The sequence below is a fragment of the Mergibacter septicus genome (assembly GCF_003265225.1).
GTDB classification, from domain to species: domain Bacteria; phylum Pseudomonadota; class Gammaproteobacteria; order Enterobacterales; family Pasteurellaceae; genus Mergibacter; species Mergibacter septicus.
The window spans coordinates 557051-577730 of the sequence record NZ_CP022013.1 but is presented as its reverse complement, the minus strand read 5'-3'; the positions used below and the strand labels follow the sequence as shown (position 1 = coordinate 577730).

Sequence of the window (20680 nt, the reverse complement as noted above, 5' to 3'; positions counted from 1 at the left end):
ATTATGGCTGGTAATAGTATTGGACAACTTTTTCGTGTTACAACCTTTGGTGAATCTCATGGCATTGCCTTAGGTTGTATTGTAGATGGTGTTCCACCCGGATTAGAGCTTAGTGAAATGGACATTCAGCCTGATCTCGATCGCCGTAAACCCGGTACTTCTCGCTATACCACTGCTCGGCGAGAAGATGATCAAGTACAAATTCTTTCTGGCGTTTTTGAAGGGAAAACAACAGGTACAAGTATTGGTTTAATCATTAAAAATGGCGATCAACGTTCACAAGATTACGGTGAAATAAAAGATTGCTTCCGTCCCGGACACGCTGATTACACCTACCAACAAAAATATGGATTACGTGATTATCGTGGTGGTGGACGTGCTTCTGCTCGTGAAACTGCTATGCGAGTTGCAGCAGGTGCAATTGCAAAAAAATACCTAAAACAGCATTTTGACATAGAAGTAAGGGGCTTTTTATCACAAATAGGGGAAATTGCTATTCGCCCTCAGCTACTCGATCAAATTGATTGGCATCAGGTAAATAGCAACCCTTTTTTCTGCCCTGACCCACTTGCGATTGAACGATTTGATCATCTTATTAGAGAATTAAAAAAGCAAGGCGACTCAATCGGTGCAAAATTAACTGTCGTTGCAGAAAATGTTCCCGTTGGTTTAGGTGAACCCGTTTTTGACCGTTTAGATGCCGATCTTGCTCATGCTTTAATGGGGATTAATGCTGTAAAAGCGGTTGAAATTGGTGATGGTTTTGCGGTTGTGCAACAAAAAGGTAGTCAACACCGTGATGAAATGACTCCAAATGGTTTCTGCTCAAATCATGCAGGTGGTATTCTAGGTGGGATCAGTACAGGACAGCCAATCATTGCAACCATTGCACTTAAACCTACTTCAAGTATTACTCTCCCCGGGCGTACAGTAACCCTTGAAAATCAAGCAACTGAAGTCATCACTCGTGGTCGCCACGATCCCTGTGTCGGTATTCGTGCAGTCCCTATTGCTGAAGCAATGGTTGCTATTGTTTTACTTGATCATTTACTTCGCTATCGTGGGCAGGTGAGTAATAATATTTAATCATCGTAAATAACAGAAATTTACAAACTATATCCCTTTATGTTGATTCTTAAGCTAAAGCACCCACTTATTTTACTCTGCGGTATGCTTTCTCTTGTTAAAACGAGTTCTGCTGAAATTCAAACTCGTTTTACTGAAACAGAATGGCAGAAAATTGAACATCCTATTTCAGGAATACCTTCCCCAATAGGCTCGTACACTAATGGCTGCCTTATTGGAGCAAAAGCTTTACCCTTAGAAGGGACTGGATATCAAATTATTCGCTGGCAAAAAAAACGTTATTTTGGCCACCCAACAATGATTACCTATTTAGAAAATCTAGGTAAGCGATCTCAAAAAGCTGGATTACCGCCTATTTTAATCAGTGATATTGCAATGCCTGCTGGAGGGCGGTTTGCAACAGGACACGCTAGCCATCAAATTGGCTTAGATGCAGATATTTGGCTACGTTTTGGTCCATTACCTAAAGAACAAACACAAAATCCAACAGCAACTTTAATGGTGAATCGCAAATTACAGATTGTCGAACATACCCTGTGGAGTCAACAACATACATTATTACTAAAACTTGCAGCAACAGATCCTAGTGTTGCAAGAATTTTTATTAATCCCGCAATTAAAAAGAAATTATGCGAAACGGTAAAAGAAGATCGTGGTTGGTTGCACAAAATCCGCCCTTGGTTTGGACACGATGCCCATTTTCATGTCCGTTTACACTGTCCTAAAGATGCACCTTATTGCGAAGAACAAGCCTCAATTCCAGAAGGTGATGGGTGTGATGCAACATTAGATTCATGGTTCTTACCAACACCACCAAATAAAAAACTAGCACCTAAAAAATCTGCCCCACCACCACCTCCTCTATGTCAACAAGTGTTAGATTCACTAAATAAAAAGGAATAATTACACACATAATTTTTCAACAAGGTAGAATATTTATTAACCTAAATTTGGGAGGAAAAATGGAATTTGGTGCAGAAATACTAACAATCTTATTTATTTTAGCTACTATTTCAGGTTTTATTGATGCCATTGCTGGCGGTGGTGGTTTAATCACTATTCCCGCCTTATTAGCAGTTGGTATTCCGCCAACAATGGCATTAGGCACAAATAAACTACAAGCCTGTGGTGGCTCTTTTTCATCAAGTCTTTATTTTATTCGTAAAAAAGTCGTTGCCCCAAAAACTATCTGGTTTTTAATTCTTTGTGCTTTTTTAGGGGCGATGATTGGTACCCTTTTAGTACAAAGTATTGATGCTTCTGTTGTAAAAAAACTACTCCCATTCTTAGTACTTACTATTGGAATCTATTTTTTATTAACCCCAAAAATTGGTGAAAAAGATCGCCATCAACGTCTAAGTTATCTCTTATTTGGTTTAACAATTGCTTTCACAATCGGTTTTTACGATGGTTTTTTCGGTCCCGGCACAGGTTCTTTCTTTACACTTACCTTTGTAACCCTATTAGGCTTTAATCTAACTAAAGCAACTGCTCACGCTAAGGTACTCAATTTAACCTCCAATATTACCGCGCTGTTCTTTTTTATTTTAGGTGGTAAAGTCCTTTGGAGTATAGGATTTATCATGATGCTTGGGCAATTTATCGGAGCTTATTTTGGTGCCAAAATGGTAGTAACTCGTGGGCAACATCTCATTCGTCCAATGGTGGTGGTAATGTCTTTTCTGATTACAGCTAAAATGGTGTATGATCATGGTTGGTTTCAATTTTAAGTCATTATTTTTTTAGATTAATCAAAACACCTTTACTCCTTATTTGAATTACATATAGTGATATTATGTCTAAACAAGATGTACGTTTAACAGCTCAAGTGGGCTATCGTCCTCAATTCCGTTGGTCTTATCTTTTACCTCAATATTGGGGGATATGGTTAGGTATTTTTGCTTTAGTCTTACTCGCCTACCTACCTTTTCGTTGGCGAGATAAATTTGCGGCTAAACTAGGGATTCTAGTTGGACGCCTTGCTAAAAAACAACGGCACAAAGCAAAAATTAACCTACAATACTGTTTTCCTCAGTGGTCTCAAGAAAAACAACAAAAAGTACTGGATCAGATGTTTGCAACTGTTGGGCAAACGATGTTAGGGATTGGTGAAATAGCTATTCGTTCAAAAACACATCTTCAAACTCGAAGTAAAATAACAGGTTTAGAATATTTACATCAAGCACAGCAACAAGGAAAAAACATTATTTTGTTTGTCCCTCACACTTGGTCAATTGATGCATCAGGCATTATTTTACATACTCAAAATATTCCAATGACTGCTATGTATAATCCACATCGTAACCCTTTAGTTGATTGGCTATGGAATTGGACTCGCCAACGTTTTGGCGGGCAAATGCACGCTCGACAAAATGGCATTAAACCCTTCCTCCAAGCCATAAGACAAGGTGAAATGGGATATTATCTACCCGATGAAGATTATGGTGAACAATTAAGCGTTTATGCAAATTTTTTTGCAACCTACAAGGCAACCTTACCCGGCTTATTTAAAATGAGTCGAGTAGCGAAAGCCGTTGTTATTCCAATGTTTTCTTGTTACAACGCCCAAAATGGTTATTATGAAATTCAATTACACCCACCTTTGGAATTATCTTCAGATCCGCAACAAATGGCGAATATTATGAATACTAAAATTGAACAATTAGTTACGCCATCTCCTGAACAATATGTTTGGATTTTACGTTTATTAAAAACCCGAAAAAATGGCGAAGATATTTACAGTTAAAATTAATCTTTAGCTAAATTTAATTTAACTCTTGCAATATAGTGAAATATTCTCTAAATTTTCACCTTTGCGATAAAAAGGCTAATAAATTTGATTAAATTCATTAGCCTCTAATTCAGGTTACTACTCCACATTTTGGACAAAAATATGAACCAACAACAAAAAGCTTTACTTCAATCATCAATTAGATCTATTCCCGATTATCCAGCACAAGGTATTATTTTTCGTGATATTACAACACTATTAGAAAACCCAGCGGCTTTTCGTACTACCATTGATCTTATTGTTGAACAATTTAAAGATATTAAAATTACTAAAGTGGCAGGAACTGAATCTCGTGGTTTTATTTTTGGTGCTCCTATTGCTTTAGCTTTAAATTGTCCTTTTGTATTAGTACGCAAGCCGGGAAAACTACCTTGCGAAACTGTTTCCCAATCCTATGAATTAGAATATGGTCAAGACACCTTAGAAATGCATAAAGATGCGATTCAACCAGATGATAATGTACTCATCATTGATGATTTATTAGCAACAGGTGGTACAGTTGAAGCGACTATTAAATTAATCCGTCGCTTAGGTGGAAAAGTCGAACATGCTGCTTTCGTTATTAATCTACCTGAACTAGGTGGGGAAGATCGTTTGCGTCAATTTGGGGTTGAGCCTTTCACCTTAATCAACTTTACAGGACACTAATTTTTAATTTGTTGTAGCAGGTATAGATAAGTATGAGTTATCAAGTTTTAGCCCGAAAATGGCGACCAAATCGTTTTAGTAATGTTGTTGGGCAAGAACATGTCCTCACTGCATTAGCCAACGGTTTGAATCAAAATAGATTACATCATGCTTATCTTTTCTCTGGTACTCGAGGGGTTGGTAAAACCTCTATCGCACGCTTATTTGCCAAAGGATTAAACTGTGAAACAGGGATTACCGCTGAACCCTGTGGTAAGTGCGATAACTGTCAAGCGATTGAACAAGGTAATTTTGTTGATCTTATAGAGATTGATGCAGCTTCTCGTACAAAAGTTGAAGATACAAGAGAGTTATTAGATAACGTTCAATATAAACCCGTACGAGGACGCTTTAAAATTTACCTTATAGATGAAGTGCATATGCTGTCACGCCACAGTTTTAATGCCCTTTTGAAAACCTTAGAAGAACCACCCGAATATGTTAAATTTCTTTTAGCAACAACAGATCCACAAAAATTACCGATTACGGTGCTTTCTCGCTGTATCCAATTCCATTTAAAAGCCTTGGAGCAAGCCCAAATTACACAACACCTAGCACATATTTTAACGCAAGAAAATATCGCTTATCAGCAACTTGCATTAGAAAAACTTGCTAAAGCAGCGAAAGGTAGTGTTCGTGATGCATTAAGCCTTACAGATCAAGCGATTGCAATTGGTAATGGTCAAGTTAATCTTGATCAAGTGAATACGATGCTTGGCGTGCTTGATAATGATCAAGCCCTTGAATTAATTCAAGCTTTAGCACAAGCAAACGGTGAACAAATGATGGCTATCATTGAGAATGTAGCGAAAAAAGGGGCTGATTGGGAACAATTATTAATTGAAATTGCAGAACAACTACACCAAATTGCACTACTACAACTGCTCCCACAAACACCTGATACCGCTAACACACAACTAGCTTTTCTTGCCAAAATGCTTGCCCCTGAAGATGTGCAATTTTATTACCAATTAATGCTAAATGGACGAAAAGATCTCGCTTATGCACCTGATCGGCGAATTGGTGTTGAAATGACAATGTTGCGTGCTTTGGCTTTTCATCCTCTTAGTTATCAACTCCCTGCTGCAACACCACCGAAAGAAAAGATTATCGCCTCTATTCCAAGCAGTTCTGTTTCACAGCAAACAAGCACTGAAACGATAATACAGCCTGAGATCGGTGGTAATGCTAATGCAATACCAACCCAAGAACCAGTTGAAATCCCCCCTACCGCACAAGATGAGGTTTCAACAAATACCACAATGAGTTTTGACTCTCCTGTTGCAGGCGCTATTTCAGCGTTAAAAGTGTTAAATAGCCAAAAAAATCAACTCTCAGAGCAAAAAAAAAAGTGTGAAAAAATAGTAAATAATACGGTTCATACACTAGATCGTTTACCAATTCGAGATTTTGGACAAGATAAATTAAGCACAACACTGAGCCACTTAGCTGTAATTGAAAATAAAGCACCAACACAACCTACATTTACAGCACAACCAAAAATTCAACAATCTACGGTTGAAAATATAGAAAATGATCTTGAAAATGAAGAACAACTCTCAGCGGAAGAATATCGTTGGGAATGGCGTAACCCAGAATTAGAGCAAGAACATCAAGAGATTCGCCCCTCTGAGATTAAGCGGGCAATTTTGCAAGAAAAAACCCCCGAATTAATCACAAAAATTATTAAATTATGTGAAGAGCAAGATCCTTGGTCAAAATTAATTAGTGAACTAAAACTACAAAGCCTTTTACGTCAATTTGCATTAAATAGTGTTTTACTTGAACATACTGCAAATAAAATCGTACTAGGCGTACCACAAAATGCGACCAACTGTGTTACTTCCACTTCGGTTAGCGATCTAAACCAAGCACTAAACCAATATTACGCCCAAGAAATACAACTTGAAATTACCCATATCCAAGATAACCAATTTATAACCCCATTAGAGTTACAACGAAAATGTTATCAACAATTAAGGGAAGAAGCACACACTGCTCTTTTAAAAGATCCCAAATTACAATCTATTCAAGATGCTTTTGATGCCAAATTAGATCTGCAAAGTATTCGCCCGGTAGGCTAACTGTTTTCAAGCTAAAGCTTTTCAGTTAAAATGCCAACTTTACTTTAAACTTTAACTCTTACATTCGTTTTAACAATAGGAAAATTTATGTTTGGAAAAGGTGGCTTAGGTGGCTTAATGAAACAAGCCCAACAAATGCAAGAACGTATGCAAAAAATGCAAGAAGAAATTGCACAGTTAGAGGTAACTGGAGAATCTGGTGCAGGTTTAGTCAAAGTTACTGTTAATGGTGCACACAACTGTCGCCGTGTTGAAATTGATCCTTCTTTACTTGAAGATGATAAAGAAATGTTAGAAGACTTAATTGCCGCTGCTTTTAATGATGCGGTACGTCGTGCAAACGAAATGCAACAAGAAAAAATGTCTTCTGTCACTGCAGGTATGCAGTTACCTCCCGGTTTCAAAATGCCATTCTAATCAACAATCTGGGCGTAAATTTACGCCCTTTTAAGATCTCACTATGCAAACGAGTCCTTTACTTGAACAATTAATGGAAAGCCTTCGTTGCTTACCCGGTGTTGGTCCTAAATCAGCACAACGAATGGCATATCACCTATTACAACGTGATCGAAGTGGGGGTATGGCATTAGCCCAAGCTTTAACTGCAGCAATGTCACAAATTGGGCATTGTCAATACTGCCGTACTTTTACCGAGGAAGATATTTGTACCATCTGCAATAATCCTCGCCGTCAAAATAATAAACAACTGTGTATCGTTGAACAACCTGCCGATATTCAAGCCATTGAACAAACAGGGCAATTTTCTGGTCGCTACTTTGTCTTAATGGGGCATCTATCGCCACTTGATGGTATAGGGCCTAGAGAAATTGGATTAGATCAACTTAATCATTATTTGCAAACAGAACACTTTAATGAAGTAATTTTAGCGACAAATCCGACAATTGAAGGTGATGCAACTGCAAATTACATTGCTAACCTCTGCCAAATGCAAGGCATTAAAGTGAGCCGTATTGCCCACGGTATTCCTGTCGGTGGTGAATTAGATATGGTTGATGGTACGACACTTATTCACTCTTTTATTGGGCGGCGTGAAATGTCAGGAGAAGATTAATCTCTATCAAAACCACTTTTATACGACCAAGGCTTAATAAGACGGTTACTTTATCTTATGGTATTTTTTAGATAGAATTAATCTTTCATTTTGCAATCATTGATGATAGCTAGCAAACTCAATTTTTAAAGAAAACCATGGCAAAACAAGCACTTTTTTACCTACTTCAACAAAATAATACGCTAAACCAACTTACTGCAGATGAAGCTCTCGCCTGTGATTTAGCGGCACAAGCGTGGCGTTTAGGTAAAAAAGTACTACTCGCTTGTGAAGATGAACAGCAAGCTTTTCGCCTTGATGATGCACTATGGCAACGTCATCCCGATCAATTCGTGCCTCACAACCTTTCGGGGGAACTGACTGGCTATGCAGGGACGCCAGTAGAAATCTGTTGGGTAGGTAAGCGTAACTCACAGCAACGAGATATTCTGATTAATTTACAGCAAACTGTGCCTGATTTTGTCTATTTATTTCATCAAGTCATTGATTTTGTTGCTAGCGATGAACAGAAAAAAATACTCGCACGTGAACGTTATAAACAATATCGTGCTTTAGGTTTTGAAATGAAAACCGAACAAGCATAACTATTCACTTTCGTTTTACATTACAAGTTAAATACTATGGAAAAAACTTATAATCCACAAAATATTGAACAACGCCTTTACCAAATTTGGGAAGAAAAAGGCTACTTTAAACCTTCCGAAAATGAAAATGCACCAAGTTATAGCATTGCGATTCCACCTCCTAATGTTACAGGTAGTTTACATATGGGGCATGCCTTCCAACAAACATTAATGGATACCTTGATCCGTTATCACCGTATGCAAGGCGACAACACGCTTTGGCAAACAGGTACAGATCACGCTGGTATCGCTACTCAAATGGTGGTCGAGCGGAAAATTGCCGCAGAAGAAGGCAAAACACGACATGATTATGGACGTGAAAACTTTATTAATAAAATCTGGCAATGGAAAGCGGAATCAGGTGGTACAATCAATCAACAAATGAGACGTTTAGGTAACTCGGTTGATTGGGAACGTGAACGTTTCACTATGGATGAAGGCTTATCTGATGCAGTAAAAGAAGTATTTGTCCGTTTATACGAAGAAGGCTTAATTTATCGAGGAAAACGCCTAGTAAACTGGGATCCAAAACTTCACACCGCAATTTCTGATTTAGAAGTTGAAAATAAAGAATCTAAAGGTAGTTTATGGCACTTTCGCTATCCACTTGCTAATGGTGTAAAAACGGCTGAAGGTTTAGATTATTTAGTTGTTGCCACAACTCGTCCTGAAACTATGCTTGGAGATACTGCTGTTGCGGTTCATCCAGAAGATGAACGCTATCAAAATTTAATTGGTAAAACAGTTCTCTTACCACTCGTTAATCGTGAAATTCCGATCATCGCCGATGACTATGTCGAAAAAGAATTTGGAACTGGTGTGGTAAAAATTACCCCAGCTCACGATTTTAATGACTATGAAGTAGGAAAACGCCACCACTTGCCGATGGTAAATGTATTTACCTTAAATGCAGATATTCGTGATCAAGCTGAAGTACTTACTTTTGATGGCAAATTACACCCAGATTATCAAGCAATCATTCCTGAAGATTATCAAGGGCTAGAACGCTTTGCTGCACGTAAAAAAATTGTAGCTGATTTTGAACAACTTGGTTTATTAGAAGAAATCAAACCCCATGACTTAAAAGTACCTTATGGTGATCGTGGTGGAGTACCAATTGAGCCAATGCTGACCGATCAATGGTATGTAAGTGTTGCTCCTCTCGCTAAAGAAGCTATTCGAGCTGTGGAAGAAGGTGAAATTAAATTTGTTCCAAAACAATATGAAAACCTCTACTTCTCTTGGATGCGGGATATTCAAGATTGGTGTATTTCTCGCCAGTTATGGTGGGGGCATCGTATCCCTGCATGGTATGACGAACAGGGTAACGTTTATGTTGCACGTGATGAAAATGAAGTTCGTTCAAAATACCAATTAGCAGATGATATAACCTTAACCCAAGATGAAGATGTGCTTGATACTTGGTTCTCATCGGGCTTATGGACATTCTCAACTTTAGGTTGGCCACAACAAACGAAAGATCTAAAAATGTTCCACCCAACCGATGTATTAATCACAGGTTTCGATATTATTTTCTTCTGGGTTGCTCGTATGATTATGTTTACCATGCATTTCATCAAAGATGAAAACGGCAAACCACAGGTACCATTTAAAAACGTTTACGTAACAGGCTTAATCCGTGATGAAAACGGTGCCAAAATGTCTAAATCAAAAGGGAATGTAATCGATCCTTTAGATATGATTGATGGTATTGACTTAGAAAGCTTAGTGGCTAAACGTACTGGTAATATGATGCAACCTCAATTAGCAGCTAAAATTGAAAAAGCAACTCGTAAAGAATTTCCACAAGGTATTACAGCACACGGCACCGATGCATTACGCTTTACCTTAGCCGCTCTCGCCTCAACTGGTCGAGATATTAACTGGGATATGAAACGCCTTGAAGGTTATCGTAACTTCTGTAATAAACTTTGGAATGCTAGTCGTTTCGTCTTAATGAATACAGAAAATCACGATTGTGGTTTTGGCGACAATCAAGAAATGACGTTATCTCTAGCAGATCGTTGGATCTTAGCTGAATATAACAATACAGTAAAAGCTTTCCGTCAAGCTTTAGATCAATATCGTTTTGATATTGCTGCTACCACACTTTACGAATTTATCTGGAATCAATTCTGTGATTGGTATTTAGAATTAACTAAACCAGTCTTAGCACAGGGTAATGAAACTGAACAACGTGGTACTCGTCACACTCTTATTACAGTATTAGAAGGGATTTTACGCCTTGCTCACCCAATTATTCCATTTATCACTGAAGAAATTTGGCAGCGGGTAAAAACTTTAGTTGGAAAAAATACAGCAACAATTATGCTTGAACCTTTCCCGAAATTTGATCCAACATTGTCTGACGATACAGCATTAAAACAGCTTAACTGGATTAAAGAGCTAATTATTAATGTTCGTAATGTTCGTGCTGAAATGAACATCGCACCAAGCAAAGGCTTAGAAGTATTACTACGTAGTATTAGCGATGAAAATAAAATGACACTAGAGCAAAATCGTACATTAATTCAAGCAATGGCTAAATTAGAGCGTATTACACTGCTTACTAACGATGAAGAGGCTCCATTAGCAGTAACCAAATTACTCGACAATGCTGAACTATTAATCCCAATGGCGGGTTTGATTGATAAACAAGCAGAACTAGCCCGTTTGCAAAAAGAAAGTGAAAAACTAATTGCAGAAATCAAACGTATTGAAAACAAATTAAGCAATGAAAACTTTGTCGCTAAAGCACCAGAAACGGTCATTGCCAAAGAACGGGAAAAAATGCAAGACTATCAAGCAGGTTTAGATAAATTGCGTAATCAATATGCTCGCATTGAAACATTATAAAAATACCCATTCCCTATAAAATCAAACGCTTAATCTCTTAAGATTAAGCGTTTTTTATTATTTATCCTTTGTTTTAGCTATAATACCTTTTTCTCCTTATCTAAACTTAACAATAATATACGGTAACATTACAGCATCCCAAATTCTGATTGCATATACAATAGCTATACACTATACTTTCTAATAGATTATAAGATAAATAAGATATGGAGATAATTATGCGTACCGCTGCAATTAATTTACGAGCCAAACCAATGCAACGTGATTTGATCGATCAAGCTGCTGCATTATTAGGCAAAACACGTTCTGATTTTATGCTAGATGCGGCTTGTACCTATGCACAAAACGTCATTTTAGAGAGAACAGTATTTCAATTAAGTGAAGAGAAATTTAACTGTTTTATTGAGGTACTAGAACAACCTAACATCGCTAATACTAAATTAGAAAAATTAATGGCTATTAAATCCCCTTGGGAAGTATAAAATGTATTCAGCACCTGAATTACTAACGCATAATCATCGTCTAGATTTCTTTGATTGCGGAGAAGAATCATTAAATATATGGCTTAGACGAAATGCACTTAAAAATCAACAAAACCAAGCAAGTAGAACATTTGTGATCTGTAAGGAAAATATTGTTGTTGGTTTTTATGCTTTAGCAGCAGGGGCGGTTACTCATCAATTTGCATCAAGTACATTAAGACGTAATATGCCAGAACCTATCCCTGTCGTTGTTTTAGGGCGATTAGCCATAGATGTAAAACATCAAGGAAAAAAATTAGGTGCTGCACTACTCAAAGATGTTGTGTTAAGATCGAAATCCATATCAGAACAAATTGGAGTAAGGGCATTGCTAGTTCATGCTTTGAATAATAAAGCAAAGCAATTCTATTTACATTATGGTTTTCAACCATCTCCAATTGATGATATGTCACTAATGTTGAAGTTGTAATTATCGAACTTTATTCAATCTTACATTCAAAATGTTAAAACAGTTGTAATATAAATAACTCTGCCTATTAAATAGGATTTTTAATCTTCAATAAAAAGACAATCTATTATCTATGCTTCATCCGCTGAATCTCTTAAGATTAAGCGTTTTTTATTATTTTTAAAATAAAATAATTTTTCTTGCATTCTAATACTAACTCCGTTAAAAGATAAATTCAGTTTTAATTGCAAACACAATAAGGAAAAAGTATGACAACGGAAACGGCTATTCTTGCTGGTGGGTGTTTTTGGTGTATTGAAGCAGTTTACAACGATATTAAAGGGATAAGGCAAGCAACTTCAGGTTATATTGGTGGAAAAACTAGCAATCCTAGTTACACTGATGTATGTAAACTTAATACTGGACATGCTGAAGCCGTCAAAATTGAGTTTGATCCTGCGATTATTAGTTATCAAACGATTTTAGATATCTTTTTCGCCCTTCACGATCCAACTCAACTCAACCGACAAGGCAATGATATTGGCGATCAATATCGCAGTGAAATTTTCTATCTCACCGAAACGCAAAAAGAGATTGCAGAACGCACTATTGCTGAATTACAACCCCATTTTGCAAATAAAATTGTTACTAAAATCACTCTTGCTCCTACTTTTTATCCTGCTGAAGACTACCATCAAGGATATTTCAAGCAAAATCCACAAAATGCTTATTGTAATGCGGTTGTTGCAGTTAAATATGCAAAAGCAAAAGTTAAATTTGAAGATTGGTGGAAATAAAAAGTTTAAAAAAGCTAAACCTTAAGATTAGGTTTAGCTTACTCTATTATCTAGATACCCATTAATAAATCTTTATTTTTGGCTCCACAATTTAAATTGATTAATCAATCCATTTGTTGAGCTATCATGGCTATTAACAGGTTGTTTATCGGTTAATTCAGGTAAAATTCGGTTAGCTAATTGTTTACCTAATTCCACCCCCCATTGATCGAAACTGAAAATATTAAAAATAACACCTTGTACAAAGATTTTATGCTCGTACATTGCAATTAATGCTCCTAAGCTATATGGTGTTATTTTTTCAAGTAGAATTGAATTTGTCGGTTTATTACCTGTAAATACTTTAAACGGTACAATCTCTTTTACTTGCTCTAACGTTTTACCCGCTTTAAGAAATTCTGCTTCTACTTCCTCTTTACCCTTACCAAAAGCTAATGCTTCAGTTTGAGCAAAAAAGTTTGAAAGTAATTTTTGGTGATGATCACCAAGTGGATTATGGCTTTTCGCTGGTGCAATAAAATCACAAGGAATTAATGTTGTCCCTTGGTGAATAAGCTGATAAAAAGCGTGCTGTCCGTTTGTTCCGGGTTCTCCCCAAATAATTGGTCCAGTTTGATAATTAATAACTTTACCATTACGATCAACATACTTACCATTTGATTCCATATTACCTTGTTGGAAATAGGCGGCAAAGCGGTGTAAATACTGATCATAAGGTAAAATGGCTTCTGTTTGTGCACCTAAAAAGTTCGTATTCCATAAACCAACTAATGCCAAAGTGGCAGGAATATTATGTTCTAATGGCGTATCACGGAAATGTTTATCCATAGCGTGAGCACCATTTAAAAGCTGTTCAAAATGTTCAAAGCCAATAGATAAAGCAATAGATAAACCAATTGCCGACCATAAAGAGTAACGTCCGCCAACCCAATCCCAAAATTCAAACATATTGTTCGTATCAATGCCAAATTCTGCAACTGCAGTGGCATTGGTTGATAAAGCAACAAAATGTTTGGCTACCTGTGTTTCATCTTTCGCCTGTGCTAAAAACCAATCTCTGGCACTATGGGCATTAGTCATAGTTTCTTGGGTGGTAAATGTTTTAGAAGCAACTAAAACTAAGGTCGTTTCAGGATTAACTTTTTTAAGTGTTTCAGCGATATGTGTTCCATCAACATTTGAAACAAAGTGCATTGTAAGGTGATTTTTATACGGTCTTAAAGCTTCTGTTACCATATAAGGTCCTAAATCAGATCCGCCAATACCGATATTAATCACATCAGTAATCGCCTTCCCTGTATAGCCTTTCCATTCACCACTGATAACACGCTGACAAAAATCTTTCATTTTTGCTAACACGGCATTTACTTCAGGCATCACATCTTTACCATCAACATAAACAGGCGTATTTGCTCGATTACGTAACGCAGTATGTAACACAGCACGGTTTTCTGTCCGATTAATTTTTTCACCATTAAACATACTTGTAATCGCTGAGCTAAGTTTACACTCTTCAGCTAACTGATGTAATAAGTGAAGCGTTTTCTCATCAAGCCGATTTTTTGAATAATCGACAAGGATTTGATCCTCAAATTTTAATGAATACCGTGTGAAACGCTGGGGATCTTGAGCAAAAAGCTGTGCAATAGTGGTACTTTGCTCTTGGCTATGTTGTGTTAAAGCCGCCCAAGCTTGGGTTGTGGTTGGATTAATATTTTGCATAAATTGTCCTTCTTTCTTAATCAATATATTCAATTAATACTCTAGGGGTAAGTTTAGTCACCAATTCATAACTAATCACACCGATAATGGTTGCTACTTCTTCTATCGGTAACTGTTTTCCCCATAAAATCACTTCATCACCAACTTTATCTGTCGCCATTTTCCCTAGATCAACCGTCAACATATCCATCGATACACGTCCAACAATAGGAACTCGGCGTCCATTAATAATCACTGGTGTGCCAGCTGGTACATCTCTTGGATAGCCATCACCATAGCCGATGGCTACCACCCCAATTTTAGTATCAGTAGGGCTAACCCAATGACCACCATAGCCAACAGGTTCACCTTTTTTATGCTCTTTAACCGCTATCAAAGATGAAGTTAAAGTCATCACAGGCATTAAACCATACTCACTTGCAGGGCGACTATCAGGTGAAATACCATACATAATAATCCCTGGACGAATCCAATCTAAATGAGCTTGTTGCCAAAATAAAATGCCTCCTGAAGCGGCGATACTTTTATCCCCTACCTTTCCAGCACAAGCAGTTAAGAAACGATCTAACTGAATTAAGGTATAATTATTATCAACTTCATCAGCTCGACTAAAATGACTAATAAAATTGATCTGACTAACTTGAGAACTCGCTTTTAAAGTTTGATAAAATGCCTCAACCTGTTCTGGTAATATTCCTAAACGGTGCATCCCCGTATCAATTTTTAACCAAACTTTTATTGGTTGAGGTAAATCTGCCGCAAGTAATGCGGTTAATTGTTCTTGGCAATGAATGACTGTTTCTAAATTATTTACTGCTAAAATAGGTAAATCCTTTGCAGAAAAAAAACCTTCCAATAAAACAATAGGCTTAACGATACCGTGAGAGCGTAAACGTAACGCTTCTTCTAATCTAGCCACACCAATTGCATCAATATCTTGTTCAAGCGTGGTTGCAACAAATTCTATCCCGTGCCCATATCCATTTGCTTTTACTACGGCAATAATTTTACTCTGAGGAGCGAGTTGCTTAATCCGTTGAATATTATGGCATAAAGCTGTGGGACTAATTTTTGCCGTTGCTGCTTTTATCACTATGCTATACCTCTTTTATCTTAGCGACTGAAAAAGCCACGTTTCATTTCTTACACTAAACAATAGTGTAATTTTAATAATTTTCGTCATACTTTGGATTGGCATAGTCATCAAAACGAGAAAACTGCCCACGAAATGTTAATTTCACTTTCCCAATAGGACCATTCCGCTGCTTTCCAATAATAATTTCTGCAATCCCTTTATCTTCTGAATTTTCGTGATAGACCTCATCACGATAAATAAACATAATTAAATCAGCATCTTGCTCAATGGAGCCTGATTCCCTCAAATCTGAATTAATCGGGCGTTTATCTGCACGTTGTTCTAAACTACGGTTTAACTGTGATAAAGCAATAACGGGGACTTCTAATTCTTTTGCTAACGCTTTTAATGAACGAGATATTTCTGCAATCTCTAAAGTACGATTATCCCCAAACTCTGGTGCTCGCATTAATTGTAAGTAATCGACCATAATCATACTTAAACCGCCATTCTCACGATATACCCGTCTTGCTCGAGAACGTACTTCTGTTGGGGTCAAATTCGATGAATCATCAATGTAAATATTCGGTTTATCTTTAAACATAGAAAAGACACCTGCAATTCTAGACCACGCTTCATCATCGTCAATTTTTCCTGTTCTCACTTTAGTTTGCTCGACTAACGCTAATGATGAAACCATACGCATCATAATCTGTTCAGAAGGCATCTCAAGGCTAAAAATCAGTACGGGTTTTTCACTTGACATTGCGACATTTTCACAAAGGTTCATTGCAAAAGTCGTTTTTCCCATTGAAGGACGAGCCGCAACAATGATTAAATCTGAAGGTTGTAACCCCATGGTTTTTTTATCTAAATCACTAAACCCAGTAGAAATGCCTGTAATCCCACTATTTTCTTTCATGTTAGATAACATCTCTATCTTGGCTAAAGTGGTTTCTAAAATCCCCAATACATTTTTTGGTCCTTCATTATTATTGGTTGTGCGTTTTTCTGCAATTTGAAAAACATCTCTCTCAGCTTGATCTAAAATCGTTTTAACATCTTGACCTTTCGGTGTGTAAGCAGTTTGAGCAATTTTATTCCCAACGGCTATCAATTCCCGTAAAACCGCTTTTTCTCGTACAATTTTTGCATAAGCAACAATATTGGCAGCACTTGGGGTATTTTTTGATAACTCGGCGAGATAAGCAAATCCGCCGACTTCTTGAATAATCCCTTTATTTTTTAATAATTGATCGACTGTAATTAAATCAACAGGATTATTATGACGGAACAATTCTTCTATGGCTTGAAAAATTAAACGATGGGCGTGGTTATAAAAATCCTCTGCAACGACTTGATCGGTAATGCTTTCCCAATGTTCATTATTTAATAGAATACCACCTAAGACAGCTTGTTCTGCTTCTAATGAATGTGGTGGAATGTTAATTTCCTCAAGGGCTGAGTCTGGTTTATATTTATTTGCACCTTTTTTAGCCGTTGGTAAGCGGTCTTTTTGTGCCATTTTGTTATTTCTCTTATTTTTATAGGTTAAATACGGTAATAAAAATTGTTGGTATTATAGCAAACATTTTACCTTATTTAGGGACTTTATCGGAGAAAATAATGTTCTAGCCTTGAATTTTAAACAATTTAACGTCCCATTTTTTCTTTGTAATGTTTTCGACAAACTGACAAATAACGATCATTTCCGCCTATTTCAATTTGATCGCCATCTTTTACAACCTCGCCGTGTTGATTCAAACGTAAAACGAAATTTGCTTTTCGTCCACAAGCACAAATTGTTTTTAACTCTTCCAACTGATCTGCCCAAGCTAATAAATAACGGCTACCTTCAAATAACTCTGCCTGAAAATCAGTGCGTAAACCATAACATAATATAGGGATATCTAATTTATCGACTACTTCACTTAATTGATATACCTGTTCTTTAGTTAAAAATTGTGCTTCATCAATTAAAATACAGTGCAAAGTTTTTTGTTCTAAATTGCAAGAAATCTCTTGGAACAAATCAGTTTCTCGATGGAATAAACAGGCATTTTCAGAAATACCAATACGAGAAGTAACTTTCCCAACGCCATAACGATCATCAATCGCCGCAGTATATACTAAGGTATTCATTCCACGTTCACGATAATTATAAGAAGATTGTAAAAGCGTAGTTGACTTCCCCGCATTCATCGATGAGTAATAAAAATAAAGTTTTGCCATATTAATTTTATCCCTGTTAGGAAGTGATAACATAAAAAATGTTGGCGATAGTATCACAAGCTGTAAATTCATCGCAAATTATCTAGAAAACACTACTTAACTCTTTAGACATTAGTAACTAATCTCTTTATAATGCGAAACAAAATAATAATATTATCAATAGGAAACCCAGCATGCAGTTTTCCAAAATGCACGGATTAGGCAACGATTTTATGGTTGTCGATGGCATTACACAAAGTGTCTTTTTTCCACCAGAATTGATCCGCCGTCTTGCTGATCGCCACCGAGGTATCGGTTTTGACCAACTACTTATCGTTGAACCACCTTATGATCCAGATCTAGATTTTCATTATCGTATTTTTAATGCCGATGGCAGTGAAGTCGAACAATGTGGCAATGGTGCTAGGTGTTTTGCTCGTTTTGTGCATCTAAAAGGTTTAACCAACAAAAGAGAAATCCTTGTCAGTACAGCGAAAGGAAAAATTGTGTTAACACTACAAGATAACAATTTAGTACGTGTTAATATGGGAGAACCTATTTGGGAACCTGCCAAAATCCCTTTTATTGCCAATCGTTTTGAAAAAAATTATATCCTACGGACTGAATTACAAACCGCTTTTTGCGGTGTTGTTTCAATGGGAAATCCACATTGTGTGCTTCAAGTTGAAGATATTACTTCTGCCCCTGTTGAGAAATTAGGTCCATTACTTGAAAACCACGAACGCTTTCCTGCTCGAGCTAATATTGGCTTTATGCAGGTAGTGAATCGAAACCATATCAAATTACGTGTTTTTGAACGTGGAGCAGGTGAAACACAAGCCTGTGGTAGTGGTGCTTGTGGTGCAGTTGCAGTCGGCATTATGCAAGGATTACTTGCATCAAAAGTCCAAGTTGATCTCCCCGGTGGTTCATTATGGATTGAATGGGAAGGTGAAAATACGCCTCTTTATATGAGTGGTGAGGCAACTCACGTTTATGATGGGTTTATTCGCTTATAATTATAGGGATAAAAAATGAGAAAAATCACCGATAAAATCACTGAACAAGAAATTGTACACTATCTAATTCACCACGCTGATTTTTTTAGTCGGCATACAGAGTTACTCAAAAGCTTATATGTTCAACACGAACGCAAAGGTGGAATTTCTTTAGTTGAAGCTAAACTTGGTCTTCAACAAGAACGTATTGAAGAATTAGAAGAAGAATTAGAAAATCTCAGCCGTATTGCTCGCCATAATGAACAGATGTTTTACAGTTTGTTACCCTTACAACAAAAATTCAATCAAGCAGAAGATTTTGATACAGCCTGTAACGTTTTAAATGAGTGGACACAAGATCTGGGGTTAAAATTAAGCAAAATCTTCCTAATTAATGATGCGTGGATTGATATTGACCAAATTGCCGCAACTAATCGTCTTGATCGTAAAGCCTTTGAAGTGATCCGCTTAGAACGTTTTGGCTTACGTTCTATCTATTTAGGACGATTAAATCCTCGAGAAAAATCATTATTATTTCTGCCAGATGAATTACCTGTTGGTTCTACCGCACTTTGTTTATTAAAAAGTGCCTATCCACACAAACCTTACACCGCAGTCGTATTATTCGCTGCACATGCGGAAGAACATTTTTATCAAGCACAAGAAACCACTTTTCTTCTCCGTTTTATGGAATTATTAAGCCAGCATATTTGGCGTTGGATTGATGAAAAAGATGATGAGTAATTAGGGATAACAATGACGGATACACAAACTTCATTTACCTATTGGCTCCAACGCTATTATGACTATTTACGCATCGAACGCCAATTAAGCCCTCATACACTGACAAACTATTATCGTCAATTATCGGCTTGTATTGAGATCTTACAACAACATCAAATTGAAAATTGGCAACAAGTTGATGCCAGTGTTGTACGTTTTATTCTCTCCAATAGTAAAAAAGCGGGGTTAAGTGCAAAAAGTCTCGCCTTACGCCTTTCAACTTTACGTAGTTTTTTTCATTATCTACTTGAAAAAGGTGTCATCAACGTTAATCCTGCAGAAGGCATTTCTGCTCCAAAACAAAAACGCCACCTTCCAAAAAATATTGCCACAGAAGAAGTTTTTCAATTATTAGAGAATAAAAGCCAAGAGCCTATTGATCTTCGGGATCGTGCGATGTTGGAACTAATGTATAGTGCAGGGTTACGTCTCTCCGAGTTACAAAGTCTAAATTTAGAAGATCTGGATTTACGCAATCGTGAATTAAGAGTTTTAGGTAAGGGAAATAAAGAACGATTACTTCCTTTTGGGAAATATGCTCTAGCTGCAATTCGAGCTTGGCTTGAAGTTCGCCCTCGTTTTAATCCTTCCAATAATGCACTGTTTGTTAGTCAGTTAGGGCGTCGAATTTCACACCGTGCTATCCATCTTCGTATGAAAGCATGGGGAATACGTCAAGGCTTAGCCAGCCATTTACACCCACATAAGCTACGCCATTCTTTTGCAACTCATCTGTTAGAAGCTGGCGTTGATCTCCGTTCAGTACAAGAACTTTTAGGGCATGCTAATTTATCTACCACCCAGATATATACCCATTTGAACTTTCAACACCTCGCTGAAGTTTACGATTCCGCCCATCCAAGGGCAAAACGCCATCAAAATAAAAAGTTATAAGCTAAATAGCTAGATTTTTAATCTTTATTAGATATTCACCAGTAAAAAATCTAGCTTTCTTTTCGTCTATT

General features: G+C 37.0%; 20 protein-coding genes. 16 read left to right on the top strand and 4 right to left on the bottom strand.

Annotated elements, in window-relative coordinates; all coding sequences use genetic code 11:
* Nucleotides 1–3: 3 nt before the first annotated feature.
* The 13 genes from aroC (at nt 4) to msrA (ending at nt 12926) form a co-directional block, all read left to right on the top strand.
* On the top strand, nt 4–1086 hold the full coding sequence (aroC, locus tag CEP47_RS02775; protein ID WP_261919518.1) for a chorismate synthase: 1083 nt from the start codon (nt 4–6) through the stop codon (nt 1084–1086).
* A gap of 84 nt (nt 1087–1170) precedes the next feature.
* Entirely contained in the window at nt 1171–1989 is an 819-nt protein-coding gene (gene mepA, locus CEP47_RS02770; RefSeq protein ID WP_373463126.1) for a penicillin-insensitive murein endopeptidase, read from the top strand.
* 59 nt (nt 1990–2048) lie between these two features.
* Nucleotides 2049–2816 (top strand): TSUP family transporter, encoded by a 768-nt coding sequence (locus tag CEP47_RS02765; protein ID WP_261919520.1) that lies wholly within the window; start codon nt 2049–2051, stop codon nt 2814–2816.
* Between the two features lie 65 nt (nt 2817–2881).
* A complete protein-coding gene (gene lpxM / locus CEP47_RS02760) occupies nt 2882–3832 on the top strand; it encodes a lauroyl-Kdo(2)-lipid IV(A) myristoyltransferase (protein ID WP_261919521.1) in 951 nt (316 codons plus the stop codon).
* A 147-nt stretch (nt 3833–3979) separates the two neighbouring features.
* Entirely contained in the window at nt 3980–4525 is a 546-nt protein-coding gene (apt, locus tag CEP47_RS02755) for an adenine phosphoribosyltransferase (protein WP_261919522.1), read from the top strand.
* 32 nt (nt 4526–4557) lie between these two features.
* Nucleotides 4558–6648, top strand: a complete 2091-nt coding sequence (gene dnaX / locus CEP47_RS02750; RefSeq protein ID WP_261919523.1) for a DNA polymerase III subunit gamma/tau — start codon at nt 4558–4560, stop codon at nt 6646–6648.
* Nucleotides 6649–6735: 87 nt separating this feature from the next.
* Nucleotides 6736–7065 (top strand): YbaB/EbfC family nucleoid-associated protein, encoded by a 330-nt coding sequence (locus tag CEP47_RS02745; protein WP_261919524.1) that lies wholly within the window; start codon nt 6736–6738, stop codon nt 7063–7065.
* A 43-nt stretch (nt 7066–7108) separates the two neighbouring features.
* A complete protein-coding gene (recR, locus tag CEP47_RS02740) occupies nt 7109–7720 on the top strand; it encodes a recombination mediator RecR (RefSeq protein WP_261919525.1) in 612 nt (203 codons plus the stop codon).
* 137 nt (nt 7721–7857) lie between these two features.
* Nucleotides 7858–8304 carry a DNA polymerase III subunit chi gene (locus CEP47_RS02735; RefSeq protein WP_261919526.1) on the top strand — a complete coding sequence of 149 codons (447 nt, stop codon included), beginning with the start codon at nt 7858–7860 and terminating at the stop codon, nt 8302–8304.
* Nucleotides 8305–8340: 36 nt separating this feature from the next.
* On the top strand, nt 8341–11199 hold the full coding sequence (locus tag CEP47_RS02730; protein WP_261919527.1) for a valine--tRNA ligase: 2859 nt from the start codon (nt 8341–8343) through the stop codon (nt 11197–11199).
* A gap of 218 nt (nt 11200–11417) precedes the next feature.
* Entirely contained in the window at nt 11418–11681 is a 264-nt protein-coding gene (locus tag CEP47_RS02725; RefSeq protein WP_261919528.1) for a type II toxin-antitoxin system TacA family antitoxin, read from the top strand.
* 1 nt (nt 11682) lies between these two features.
* Nucleotides 11683–12150: a GNAT family N-acetyltransferase gene (locus tag CEP47_RS02720; protein ID WP_261919529.1), complete on the top strand. Its 468-nt coding sequence runs from the start codon at nt 11683–11685 to the stop codon at nt 12148–12150.
* 248 nt (nt 12151–12398) lie between these two features.
* A complete protein-coding gene (gene msrA, locus CEP47_RS02715; RefSeq protein WP_261919530.1) occupies nt 12399–12926 on the top strand; it encodes a peptide-methionine (S)-S-oxide reductase MsrA in 528 nt (175 codons plus the stop codon).
* Between the two features lie 72 nt (nt 12927–12998).
* Here the strand turns inward: msrA and pgi are convergent, their stop codons facing one another.
* The 4 genes from pgi to CEP47_RS02695 all read right to left on the bottom strand — a co-directional run bounded on the left by pgi (nt 12999) and on the right by CEP47_RS02695 (nt 17955).
* Entirely contained in the window at nt 12999–14648 is a 1650-nt protein-coding gene (pgi, locus tag CEP47_RS02710) for a glucose-6-phosphate isomerase (RefSeq protein ID WP_261919531.1), read from the bottom strand.
* A 16-nt stretch (nt 14649–14664) separates the two neighbouring features.
* Nucleotides 14665–15738 carry an alanine racemase gene (gene alr / locus CEP47_RS02705; protein WP_261921000.1) on the bottom strand — a complete coding sequence of 358 codons (1074 nt, stop codon included), beginning with the start codon at nt 15736–15738 and terminating at the stop codon, nt 14665–14667.
* A gap of 76 nt (nt 15739–15814) precedes the next feature.
* On the bottom strand, nt 15815–17248 hold the full coding sequence (locus CEP47_RS02700; protein ID WP_261919532.1) for a replicative DNA helicase: 1434 nt from the start codon (nt 17246–17248) through the stop codon (nt 15815–15817).
* Nucleotides 17249–17376: 128 nt separating this feature from the next.
* Nucleotides 17377–17955 (bottom strand): thymidine kinase, encoded by a 579-nt coding sequence (locus CEP47_RS02695; RefSeq protein WP_261919533.1) that lies wholly within the window; start codon nt 17953–17955, stop codon nt 17377–17379.
* 173 nt (nt 17956–18128) lie between these two features.
* Between CEP47_RS02695 and dapF the strand changes: the two genes are divergently transcribed.
* Genes dapF through xerC form a run of 3 tightly spaced genes read left to right on the top strand, consistent with a single transcriptional unit; the run spans nt 18129 to nt 20609 of the window.
* Nucleotides 18129–18953, top strand: coding sequence for a diaminopimelate epimerase (dapF, locus tag CEP47_RS02690; protein ID WP_261919534.1), 825 nt, complete (start codon nt 18129–18131; stop codon nt 18951–18953).
* 15 nt (nt 18954–18968) lie between these two features.
* Entirely contained in the window at nt 18969–19676 is a 708-nt protein-coding gene (locus tag CEP47_RS02685) for a DUF484 family protein (RefSeq protein WP_261919535.1), read from the top strand.
* Nucleotides 19677–19688: 12 nt separating this feature from the next.
* Nucleotides 19689–20609 carry a tyrosine recombinase XerC gene (xerC, locus tag CEP47_RS02680; protein ID WP_261919536.1) on the top strand — a complete coding sequence of 307 codons (921 nt, stop codon included), beginning with the start codon at nt 19689–19691 and terminating at the stop codon, nt 20607–20609.
* Nucleotides 20610–20680: the final 71 nt, after the last annotated feature.

Bases quoted from the DNA above. Each gene is read 5' to 3' on its own strand.
- xerC (WP_261919536.1), top strand. From the start codon at position 19,689: ATGACGGATACACAAACTTCATTTACCTATTGGCTCCAACGCTATTAT.
- CEP47_RS02765 (WP_261919520.1), top strand. From the start codon at position 2,049: ATGGAATTTGGTGCAGAAATACTAACAATCTTATTTATTTTAGCTACT.
- msrA (WP_261919530.1), top strand. From the start codon at position 12,399: ATGACAACGGAAACGGCTATTCTTGCTGGTGGGTGTTTTTGGTGTATT.
- CEP47_RS02725 (WP_261919528.1), top strand. From the start codon at position 11,418: ATGCGTACCGCTGCAATTAATTTACGAGCCAAACCAATGCAACGTGAT.
- lpxM (WP_261919521.1), top strand. From the start codon at position 2,882: ATGTCTAAACAAGATGTACGTTTAACAGCTCAAGTGGGCTATCGTCCT.
- dapF (WP_261919534.1), top strand. From the start codon at position 18,129: ATGCAGTTTTCCAAAATGCACGGATTAGGCAACGATTTTATGGTTGTC.
- pgi (WP_261919531.1), bottom strand. From the start codon at position 14,648: ATGCAAAATATTAATCCAACCACAACCCAAGCTTGGGCGGCTTTAACA.
- mepA (WP_373463126.1), top strand. From the start codon at position 1,171: ATGCTTTCTCTTGTTAAAACGAGTTCTGCTGAAATTCAAACTCGTTTT.
- CEP47_RS02695 (WP_261919533.1), bottom strand. From the start codon at position 17,955: ATGGCAAAACTTTATTTTTATTACTCATCGATGAATGCGGGGAAGTCA.
- CEP47_RS02720 (WP_261919529.1), top strand. From the start codon at position 11,683: ATGTATTCAGCACCTGAATTACTAACGCATAATCATCGTCTAGATTTC.
- apt (WP_261919522.1), top strand. From the start codon at position 3,980: ATGAACCAACAACAAAAAGCTTTACTTCAATCATCAATTAGATCTATT.
- CEP47_RS02685 (WP_261919535.1), top strand. From the start codon at position 18,969: ATGAGAAAAATCACCGATAAAATCACTGAACAAGAAATTGTACACTAT.
- CEP47_RS02745 (WP_261919524.1), top strand. From the start codon at position 6,736: ATGTTTGGAAAAGGTGGCTTAGGTGGCTTAATGAAACAAGCCCAACAA.
- CEP47_RS02735 (WP_261919526.1), top strand. From the start codon at position 7,858: ATGGCAAAACAAGCACTTTTTTACCTACTTCAACAAAATAATACGCTA.
- CEP47_RS02700 (WP_261919532.1), bottom strand. From the start codon at position 17,248: ATGGCACAAAAAGACCGCTTACCAACGGCTAAAAAAGGTGCAAATAAA.
- aroC (WP_261919518.1), top strand. From the start codon at position 4: ATGGCTGGTAATAGTATTGGACAACTTTTTCGTGTTACAACCTTTGGT.
- dnaX (WP_261919523.1), top strand. From the start codon at position 4,558: ATGAGTTATCAAGTTTTAGCCCGAAAATGGCGACCAAATCGTTTTAGT.
- CEP47_RS02730 (WP_261919527.1), top strand. From the start codon at position 8,341: ATGGAAAAAACTTATAATCCACAAAATATTGAACAACGCCTTTACCAA.
- recR (WP_261919525.1), top strand. From the start codon at position 7,109: ATGCAAACGAGTCCTTTACTTGAACAATTAATGGAAAGCCTTCGTTGC.